The sequence below is a fragment of the Pseudomonas sp. CFBP13528 genome, from assembly GCF_005233615.1.
Classification (GTDB): domain Bacteria; phylum Pseudomonadota; class Gammaproteobacteria; order Pseudomonadales; family Pseudomonadaceae; genus Aquipseudomonas; species Aquipseudomonas fluorescens_AM.
In genome coordinates, this window is record NZ_QGAJ01000029.1 from 18598 (window position 1) to 28606 (window position 10009).

9 protein-coding genes are annotated in these 10009 nt (G+C 63.1%); 1 reads left to right on the forward strand and 8 read right to left on the reverse strand.

Translation table 11 applies throughout. The features are described from left to right. Positions 1-158: 158 nt before the first annotated feature. Entirely contained in the window at positions 159-1784 is a 1626-nt protein-coding gene (locus tag PspCFBP13528_RS27165) for a methyl-accepting chemotaxis protein (protein ID WP_137201887.1), read from the forward strand. 131 nt (positions 1785-1915) lie between these two features. Here the strand turns inward: PspCFBP13528_RS27165 and PspCFBP13528_RS27170 are convergent, their stop codons facing one another. From PspCFBP13528_RS27170 to PspCFBP13528_RS27205, 8 genes are all read right to left on the reverse strand, one after another. Beyond that, on the reverse strand, positions 1916-2893 hold the full coding sequence (locus PspCFBP13528_RS27170) for a D-glycerate dehydrogenase (RefSeq protein ID WP_065952532.1): 978 nt from the start codon (positions 2891-2893) through the stop codon (positions 1916-1918). Then, a complete protein-coding gene (locus tag PspCFBP13528_RS27175) occupies positions 2893-4188 on the reverse strand; it encodes an MFS transporter (RefSeq protein ID WP_101221467.1) in 1296 nt (431 codons plus the stop codon). The genes PspCFBP13528_RS27170 and PspCFBP13528_RS27175 overlap by 1 nt, the downstream gene beginning before the upstream one ends. A 45-nt stretch (positions 4189-4233) precedes the next feature. Then, positions 4234-5175 (reverse strand): sugar kinase, encoded by a 942-nt coding sequence (locus PspCFBP13528_RS27180; protein WP_065952534.1) that lies wholly within the window; start codon positions 5173-5175, stop codon positions 4234-4236. Next, complete coding sequence (locus PspCFBP13528_RS27185; protein WP_065952535.1) at positions 5168-5950, reverse strand: TIM barrel protein; 783 nt, start codon at positions 5948-5950, stop codon at positions 5168-5170. Before PspCFBP13528_RS27185 ends, PspCFBP13528_RS27180 begins: the two co-directional genes overlap by 8 nt. Positions 5951-6034: 84 nt before the next feature. Further along, complete coding sequence (locus PspCFBP13528_RS27190; RefSeq protein ID WP_137201888.1) at positions 6035-7096, reverse strand: LacI family DNA-binding transcriptional regulator; 1062 nt, start codon at positions 7094-7096, stop codon at positions 6035-6037. A gap of 108 nt (positions 7097-7204) precedes the next feature. Then, complete coding sequence (locus PspCFBP13528_RS27195; protein WP_137201889.1) at positions 7205-7792, reverse strand: LysE family translocator; 588 nt, start codon at positions 7790-7792, stop codon at positions 7205-7207. A 51-nt stretch (positions 7793-7843) separates the two neighbouring features. After that, the gene (locus tag PspCFBP13528_RS27200) at positions 7844-8683 is read right to left on the reverse strand and encodes an AraC family transcriptional regulator (protein ID WP_065952537.1); all 840 of its coding nucleotides are present in this window, start codon (positions 8681-8683) and stop codon (positions 7844-7846) included. 72 nt (positions 8684-8755) lie between these two features. Beyond that, complete coding sequence (locus PspCFBP13528_RS27205; protein WP_137201890.1) at positions 8756-9397, reverse strand: DUF1345 domain-containing protein; 642 nt, start codon at positions 9395-9397, stop codon at positions 8756-8758. Positions 9398-10009 lie beyond the last annotated feature (612 nt).

Here is a 10009-nt window from a genome sequence, read left to right on the forward strand (position 1 = left end):
TATAGAGCGCCCTGCATAAAACTTACCTGTCAGCCGATACCCCGTACAGGCCCACCTATCCATTCTAAAAGGGGCGGCCAAGGTCTGGGCAGCGCGTTGGCGTTGACGGATCGATTCGCGCAGGACGCTGGTAAACATCACTTCTGAGAGCCCCCCTTATGTCCCTCCGCCATCTGAATATTGCCCCTCGTGCATTTCTCGGGTTTGCCTTCATCGCTGTCCTGGTGGTCATCCTGGGGGTGTTTGCAGTCAACCGCATGACCCTGATGCGCCAGGCTTCGTTGGATATGAGCACCAATCAGCTGCCCAGCGTGACCTACCTGGGGCATATGACGGAAAACGTGTTGCGCATGCGCATCCTGTCCTTTCGCGTGCTGGTCAACCGTGAGCCGGTTGCCCTGCAGGAAGCCGAAACCCGCATCGGTGTGCTGGTCGACAAGGTCAGGGTCGCGCAGACCCATTACGCCGCGTTGCCGGCTGGTGCCGAGGAGGCGGTGTTGTATAAGGCATTCGCCACGACCCTGGACAACTACATCAAGGCCCAGGCCGACATGATTGCCTTGTCCAAGCAAGGCAAGGTCGATGAAATGCGCGCCTTGATCAACAGCCGTATCAAGGACGGCACCGACCAGATGGGCGAGCAGTTGAACAAACTGATCGCCCTCAACGCCGCTGGCGCCAAGGCCGCCGATACCCAGGCCGAACACAGTTACGAAGCCGCCATTACCGGCGTCATCGTGGTGTCGGTCGCCGCTGCGCTGCTGACCGTGTTGCTGGCCTGGCTGCTGACCCGCAGCATCGTCACGCCGTTACGCAAGGCCGTGCAAGCGGCTGAAAGCATCGCCGCAGGCAACCTGACGACCCCTATCGAAGACGACGGCAAGGACGAACCGGCGCGCTTGCTCGGTGCCCTGGCGAGCATGCAAACCCACCTGCGCCAGACCATCCAGCACATAGCCGGGTCGGCCACGCAGCTTGCGTCGGCTGCCGAAGAACTGAGCGCGGTGACCGAGGAGGCTTCCCGTGGCCTGCAACAGCAAAACAATGAAATCGACCAGGCGGCCACGGCGGTCAATGAGATGACCGCAGCCGTGGAAGAGGTGGCGCGCAACGCGGTGTCCACCTCCGAAGCGTCCGGCCAGTCCAGCCAGGCGGCACGCGAAGGGCGCGACCGGGTCGTGGAGACGGTCGGGGCGATCCAGACCATGACCCAGGACGTGCAAAACACAGCGGCCATGATCGAGGGGCTGGCCGCGCAAGGGCGTGACATCGGCAAGGTCCTCGACGTGATCCGCGCGATTGCCGAGCAGACCAACCTGCTGGCGCTTAACGCGGCCATTGAAGCAGCACGCGCCGGTGAAGCCGGGCGTGGCTTTGCGGTGGTGGCCGACGAAGTGCGCGCACTGGCCCATCGTACGGCCCAGTCGACCCAGGAAATCGAAAAAATGGTCGCCGGTATCCAGAACGGCACCGGTGAAGCCGTGCAATCGATGCAACAGAACAACCAGCGCACCCAAAGCACCCTGGAAATGGCCCGTGCCGCCGGGGTGGCGCTGGAGCAGATCACCCAGTCGATCAGCCTGATCAACGAGCGCAACCTGGTGATCGCCAGCGCGTCCGAAGAGCAGGCCCAGGTGTCGCGCGAGGTGGACCGCAACCTGGTGAATATCCGTGACCTGGCGACGCAATCGGCGGCGGGCGCCAACCAGACCAGCGCAGCCAGCCATGAGCTGTCGCGGCTGGCGGTGAATCTGAACGCGATGGTGGCGAAGTTCGTTATCTAGCATCTGAAATACGGTCCAAATGTGGGAGGGGGCTTGCCCCCGATGGCGGTGGGTCAGCTAAGAATCAACTGGCTGACACACTGCCATCGGGGGCAAGCCCCCTCCCACATGTGATCCCTGTTGTCAGGGCGCTATTGCTTCCAGGCGGCTGCGTTCACCAGGTTCTGCGGCCGCTCGCCCGCCAACGCCTGCAACAGATTATCCACCGCACACCTGGCCATCGCTTCGCGCGTCTCATGGGTCGCCGAGCCGATGTGCGGCGTGGCCACCACGTTGTTCAAGCGCAGCAGCGGGGAGGCGTGATCAAGCGGTTCTTTCTCGAACACATCCAACCCGGCCGCGCGAATGGTGCGCTGCTGCAAGGCCTCGACCAGCGCCGCTTCGTCCACTACCTTGCCCCGTGAGATGTTGATGAAAATCGTCTCCGGGCCCATCAGGGCGAACTCTTCGGCGCCGATCAACTTCTCGGTCTGCGCCGTGAGCGGCAAGGTCAGGCAGACGAAATCGGCCTCTTTGAGCACCTCCTGCAGGCTGCGGTACTGCGCGCCAAAGCGTGCCTCTACCGCAGGCTTGGGCGAATGGCTGTGATAGATCACCGGCATGCCGAAGCCAAAGTGCCCGCGCTGGGCCAGCGCTTCGCCGATGCGTCCCATGCCGATGATGCCCAGGGTCTTGCCGTGCACGTCGCTGCCGAAGTGCGACGGGCCGATGCTCTTGTTCCATTGGCCGGCACGCACCAGGTCGGCCAGTTCCACCACGCGCCGGGCAGTCGCCAGGATCAGCGCAAAGCCGGTGTCGGCGGTGGTTTCGGTGAGCACGTCGGGCGTATTGCTGAGCAGGATGCCGCGTTCGGTGAGGTAGTCGATATCGTAGTTATCGACGCCCACCGACACACTCGCCACCGCTTCCAGATGGGGCGCCAGGTCGAGCAGCCCGGCATCCAGGCGCAGGCTCGCGCCCAGCAGCCCGTGAGCGCTCGGCAGGGCGTTGCGCAGTTGGGCCAGGCCGGCCTCGTCCAGTGCGTCGATCAGCGTCACGTCGGCCTGCTCATGCAGGCGGGCCATCAGCGGCGCAGACAGTTTCTTGTATAAAACCACGGATTTTTTCATCAGGAATGGGCCTTCATTTCGAGGGTAGCCAAGGGCGCGCGTTCACGGTCACTGGCACCCGGCTTGAGGAAAATGGTCAGTACCACTGACAACAGCAATGCACCGCTCATCAGCAGGTAGGAAGCACCGGGCGAACCGGTGCTGCTATTGAGGTAACCCACCAGGTAGGAGCCGCCGAACGAGCCCAGCGCGCCCATGCTGTTGATCAGCGCCATGGCGCCACCGGCGACGTTGGCCGGGAGGATTTCCGGGACGATGGCGAAGAACGGGCCATACGGCGCGTACATGCACGCCCCGGCAATCACCAGCAGGGTGTAGGACCACCAGAAATGTTCGGCGCCAAGGGCGTAAGAGGCATAAAAGGCAACGGAGGCAATCAACAGCGGCGGCCACACGAAGCGTTTACGCTTTTGCAGCTTGTCCGAGCCCCACGAGACCACCAGCATGCCGATCACGGCGGCGAGGTAGGGCAGCGCCGAGAGCCAGCCGGCCTCGACCATGTCCATTTTCAAGCCGGCCTTGAGGATCGATGGCAACCACAATACGAAGCCATACACGCCAATGCTCCAGCAGAAAAACTGCAGCGCGAGGATGATCACCTTCGGCGAGCGGAACGCTTCGGCATAGTTCTTCACCGCCTTGATGCCCACCTGTTCGGCGGCAAGGGCGCTTTCCAGGCTTTGCTTCTCGCTGTCGCTCAGCCACTTGGCATCCTTGGGGCGCTCATCGGCCAGCTTCCACCAGATAAACGCCCACAGCACCGCCGGCAAGCCCTCGATGATAAACATCCAGCGCCAGCTGAAATGCTGCACCAGGTAGCCCGAGACCACCGACATCCACAGCATGGTCACCGGGTTGCCGAGAATCAGAAAGGTGTTGGCCCGCGAGCGTTCGGCGCGGGTGAACCAGTGGCACAGGTACACCAGCATCGCCGGCATCACCGCCGCTTCGACCACCCCGAGCATGAAGCGAATCACGATCAGCATGTAGGCGTTGGACACGACGCCCGTCAGGGTGGCCAGGCCGCCCCACAGGATCAGGCTGACGAAAATCAGTTTCTTGACGCTGCGCTTCTGCGCGTAGATCGCCCCCGGCACCTGGAAGAAAAAGTAGCCCAGGAAAAACAGCGCACCGAGCAGGGATGACATGCCCGGGGTGATCATCAGGTCTTCGGCCATCCCGGAGGCCGCGGCGAAGCCATAGTTGGCGCGGTCCAGGTACGCCAGGCTATAGGTGATAAACACGATGGGCATGATGTACCACCAACGGCGGGTGGCAAGTTTCACGGTTTCCATAAGGTTGCTCCTGAGCTTGTTGTAGTTGTGGCAACAGGTAGTGGGTTATGCAACGGATCGGCGGGGTAATTCGGCACGGGTGGGCAACCCTTCCATATCGCCACGGCTCTGTACGGCGCGGCTGCCGATCCAGTTGCCGCGCTGTACCGCTTCGGGAAAACTCGCGTTCTCCAGCAGGGCGCTGATCATGCCCACGGCAAAACCATCACCGGCGCCCACGGTGTCGACCACCGTGTCCACGCGCACGGCGGCGACAAAGCCCTGGTCCATCTGGGTGCGGTAATAGGCGCCATCGGGCCCGAGCTTGATCGCCACGGCTTCGGCGCCTTGGTCGAGGTAGAACGCGGCGATATCCGCCGGGTCATCGAAGCCGGTGAGCAGGCGGCCCTCGCTGAGGCCGGGCAATACCCAGTCCGCCAGGCCGGCGAGGGCATTGATTTCGCGGATCATCTGCGCCTCGCTGGCCCACAGGGAGGGGCGCAGGTTCGGGTCGAATGACACGCTGCGCCCGGCTTGGCGCATCTGTGTCATCAATTCCACCGACAACTCGCGGGTGGCCTCGGACAGTGCCGGCGGAATCCCGGTGGCATGCAGATGGCGCGCTTGCAGCAGTGCCGGGCTGATGTCCGCCATCGACAAATGGCTGGCCGCCGAGCCTTTGCGAAAATATTCCACCTGGGGATCGGCGCCGGATTCTTCGCGGGACTTGAGCTGAAAACCGGTGGGGCGCTGCGGGTCGACGGTCACATGGGCACAGTCCAGGCCTTCATTGGCCAGGGTGTCGACGACGAAGCGCCCCAGTGAGTCGTTACCTACCCGGCTCAACCACGCGACCTTGAAACCCAGGCGCGACAGGCCAATCGCGACATTACTGTCGGCTCCGGCAATGCGTTTGTGAAACTGGCCGACCTGGGCCAGATCGCCGGTCTGCTCGGCGACAAACATCGCCATGGTTTCGCCAAACGACAGGATATCGATCTCAGACATGGGCATTCTCCACACGGGGTTGGCCAAGGCGGGCCAGGGTGGCGACCTGTTGCGCGGTGATGTCGACCAGGTCATCGCCCTGCAACGGAAATTCCACCGCCCGGGTAATACCTTGAGTCATGTGCGTGAGCAGTTGTTCCCACAGATGCAAATCAGTGGCGCCGGGCGGCACGGCCACCAGCTTGCCGTCCTGGCGACGCGCGACGGCCTTGCAGTGCAGGTAGTCCACGTGCCGGCCCAGCAGGCGCGCGGCGGTGAGGGCGGACTGGTCCTGCCACTGCCAGTTGCCGATGTCGAAGGTCATCCTGACGGGCAGGCCCAGGCGTTCGACCTCGGTGAAAAACCGCTGCATCGGCTCGATCCGGCCGCCGTGCAGGGTCTGGTCGTTTTCCACCAGCAGCTTGACCGCGTGGCGATTGAGCAGAGCCTGCAGGCTCTCCAGGTCGTTGGTGTCGGTGAAGTAACCCAGGGAGACTTTCAGCCAGCGTGAGCCGAAGGCCTGGGCGCGGTCGAGGGTGGCGGCGAGGTCTGGATTGGGCTGGGCACGGCCGGCAACCCAGAGTTCCAGAGGCGAAGAAAACACCGAGTCCAGGCCGTGCTCGGCGGCGGCCTGGGCCAGCGTGCCAGGCTGTTCGGTGGTGAGCAGTTCTTCGCGCCATTCGATGCGCCGGGCACCGGCGGCACTCAACAGCGCGACAAAACTCAATTGGCCCTGCTGGCGCACGAGGTCGGCGCCGTAGCTGGAAAGACTGATGGAGACGGGATGTTCTTGCATTGTTATTTACCTCTGAAACCGGTTTCATTTTTGTACGCAGAGCAACATGTGGGAGGGGGCTTGCCCCCGATTGCGCTATGTCAGTCAGCTTATCTGTAGCTGACCCACCGCTATCGGGGGCAAGCCCCCTCCCACAGGGGATTGGGTGGAGCCGCGAATGATCAGTCGGGGCAGGAAATCGAGGGTGCGGGTGGGGGCAGTGTCGCCGCGCAAGCGCTTGAGCAGACAGTCGAAGGCACTGGCACCGATCGCCTCCGTCGGTTGGGCGAGGGCGGTGATGCCACTGCCCACCAGCGGATACCAGTCCAGATCATCCAGGGCGATCAGGCCGACATCATCGAACAGGTTGCAGCCCAGGTTCTTCAGCGCACGCGTGCAGGCCAGCGCGGCGACACCGTTGGCGCAGAACAGCGCCTTCGGGCCGGGTTTTGCGAGAAAGCGCTGCAGGCGGTTTTCCAGCGTGCCATCGAGCTCGAGCACCGCACCGGTCAACGCCGGGCGCCTGGCTATTTCGGCGTTGAAACTGTGCAGGCGCTCCAGGCGCGAACTGGTGCCATCGGTGGCTTCGCTCACCAGCAGCAGGTCGCGGTAGCCCTGTTGCTCCAGGTGCTCCACCGCCATGCGCACCGCCGCCGGGTTGTTCAACCCCACCAGGTCGCTGTGCAGCGGCTCGACCTTGCGGTCCACCAGCACCAGGGGCATTTCCCGTTGCAGTTCCAGCAGTTGGTCGAGGTGATGACCGAGGGTGTTCACGATCAGCCCTTCGATGGTGTACGAGCGCAGTGCCGCCAGGTGCTGGCGCTCTTGCTCGTCATCGCGGTCGGTATTGCACACCACCAGGCTGTAGCCGTGCTGGCGACAGGCGGTTTCGACACCGTGCATCACGGCAATGGAATAGGGGTTGCGGATATCGGCCACCAGCATGCCGATCAGGCGCGTGCGTCCGCGTTTGAGGCCGCGGGCCATCTGGTTGGGACGGTAGCCGAGTTCAGCGATGGCCTGCTCGATACGCAGGGCGATGGCGTCGGAGAGCAGGGCGCGGTCGTCGCCGATAAAACGCGACACGCTGGCCTTGGACACCCCGGCGCGCTCGGCGACATCAAGCATGGTCACGCGGCTGCGCTGGGCGGCAGAAAAGTTGTTCACGGTGATCGACCTTCTATTTTTATTGGAATCACTGAAACCGGTTTCAGGAAACCATCAAATGAGGAAAGTCGTCAAGTTGTTGTAGGACAAAGCCGGATAGCCGGCATCTCAAACCACTACACTCAGCCAGGTCGCGACCAGCAGCAACAGGGCCATGCCCCGGTTGAAGCGTTGCATGGCCCTGGCTGAACGAAACACCCGTGACGATCCGATGCCCAGCAGCGCCCATAGGCCAAGGCAGGGCAGGGATATCAGGAAAAACACCAGGGACAGGGCGATTACCTGGCTCTGGCGCTCGTCACCGTTGCCGGCAAATACGCTCACGACTGCCAGGGCCATCATCCAGGTTTTGGGGTTGATCAATTGCAGCGCGGCGGCGCCGATCAGGCCGAGGGGCTTTTCGACGCCATGCACCTCGATGGCTCGGGCAGGCGCGCTGAAGATTTGCCACGCCAGGCAGGTCAGCCAGGCGACGCCGATCCATTGCATGGTGGTCTGCACCCCGGGCGCTTGCACCAGCGATTGGCCGAACCCGCTCCCCACCAGCAACACCAGGCCGGCAGCCCCGGCGCACGCGCCGAAAATGATCGGCACAGCGGCTTTGAGGCCATAGCGTGCGCTGTTGCTCAGCACCAGGATATTGGTGGGGCCGGGCGTGATGGACGCCACAAAGGCGAACAAGATAAACGCCAACATGACAGGAACTCCAGGAACAATCGATGGCGTCCATCTTCACCAGCCGGCGCGTCAGCTGTCTGGAAGATTTGAGCAGCGCTTGCGGTACGCGGCGGGCGTGAGGCCGTAGGCGCGCACAAACCAGCGGCCCAGGTGGCTCTGGTCGGCAAAGCCCAGTGCAATCGCCACATCCGCCGGTTGCTCGCCCTTGGCCAGCAAATGCCGGGCGCGGGCCAGGCGCAGTTGCACCAGGTAGGCATGTGGCGGCAGGCCGAAGGCGCTCTTGAAGGCGCGACTGAGGCGGAAGCGGTCGACACCGCAGGCCAGGGCCAGCTCGTCCATGCCGACGTCGGCGTGCAGGTGGGCATGCAGGTAGTCCCGGGCCTTGTGCGCCACCTGCGGCAAGCGCGGGTCGTGGTGGTAGCGGGTGCGCCAGTAGAGTTGGCCGGTGAGGCGCTCCAGCAACTGGTCCATGGCGCGTTGCCGCACAATGCGCAGCTCGCCGCTGTGCAGGGTCTGGAAGGCCTGGCTGGTGGCCACGGCCAGGCGCGGATCGCTGGTCAAGGTGCTGGCGAAACTCAACTGGCTGTGCGGCGGCGCCTCTTCGAACACCGCGCTCACTTCGCGCGCCAACCAGTACGGGTCGAGGTAGAGCATGTGATAGGTGAAGCCGGCTGCGGTGGGGGCGTCGCCGTCGTGCAACTCGCCGGGTTCCACCAGGAACACTTGGCCGGGCACGCTGTTATGGCGCGTGCGGCGGCAGTTGAATTGCTGCACGCCTTGCTCGGTGACGCCGATCAGGTAGCTGTCGTGCCAGTGCGGATCGTAGGCGTGGCCCTCAAAATGCGCGCGCAGGGTCTCGATGCCGGTGTCGGCGTCCTGGGACAGGTCGATCCAATTGTGCGCGGCCATACAACACCGAGGATGAATAGGGGCTGCCATTAGCGCCTGGGCGCGGCCTGACGTCTAGAAGGTTTGTGCAGCTCAGCCAAACAGGCCGGCGGCGATATTGATCGAGAAGCCCAGGATCGCGGTATTGAACACAAAGCCGATCAACGATTGCCCCAGCACGACCTTGCGCAGGCCACGGGTGGCGACGCCCACATCGGAGGTCTGCACCGCCACGCCGATGGTGAAGGAGAAATACAGAAAATCCCAATAGTTGGGCGTGAGCAAGCCTTCGGCAAAGCGCAGGGCCGGTTCCTTGCCGCTCCAGGTGTAATAGAGCCTGGCGTAGTGCACGCTGAAGATCACCCCGATCAGCAGCCACGAACCGATCACCGTCACTCCGGTGAAAGCGTAATGCAACAGCCGCTCGGTGGTTGCCAGTTCTTTGCTGCCCACCAGTTCGAAGGTGATGGTTGCCAGGCTGGCGATGGCGGCGATGCACACCATGAACAGCACCAGCCCGGCGTTTTCGTCTTCGATTTCGGCGATGCGCTTGACGTCCTCGGCCTTGGCGCGAATGGTCAGCCACAACATCAGTACCAGATAGGTCCAGACGCCGGCGTTCCAGCCGATGAGGATTTTGCTGGCCAACGTCTCGGTCGGCACCAGGATGCCCACGGCAAAGCCCAGCACGGCGGCGGATGAAAGGCGAGGGTGGGTGCGGGCGAGGAAGGGCATGGTTGCTCATACTGGGTAGTTTTGAGCACCATAGCTTATTCGGTTGTACTTGATCATGAACATGGTCGATAAACCTGTGGGAGGGGGCTTGCCCCCGATGGCGGCCTCCCAGTCGACAGCTACCCAACTGACACGCCTCGGCCCAATGTGGGAGGGGGCTTGCCCCCGATGGCGGCCTCTCAGCCGACAGCTACCCAACTGACACGCCTCGGTTCAATGTGGGAGGGGGCTTGCCCCCGATGGCGGCCTCTCAGCCGACAGCTACCCACTGACACGCCTCGGCCCAATGTGGGAGGGGGCTTGCCCCCGATGGCGGCCTCTCAGCCGACAGCTACCCAACTGACACGCCTCGGCCCAATGTGGGAGGTGGCTTGCCCCCGATGGCGGCTTCCGGGCCGACCAGGATGCTGGATCAGATTGAGTACATATCCGTTTCTGCGGTCACGGCCACTATGGGTTCCGCTTTTACAGCGGGTCACTTTTGGAAAAGAGCCCCAAAAGTAACCAAAAAGGCTCTTGGGTATGACTCACCCACATGGGTTACAAATCAGTTCACGCACATAGGTAACAGTTTTTAACTGGCAGGGTCGATTTCGCGAGGATCTGACCATG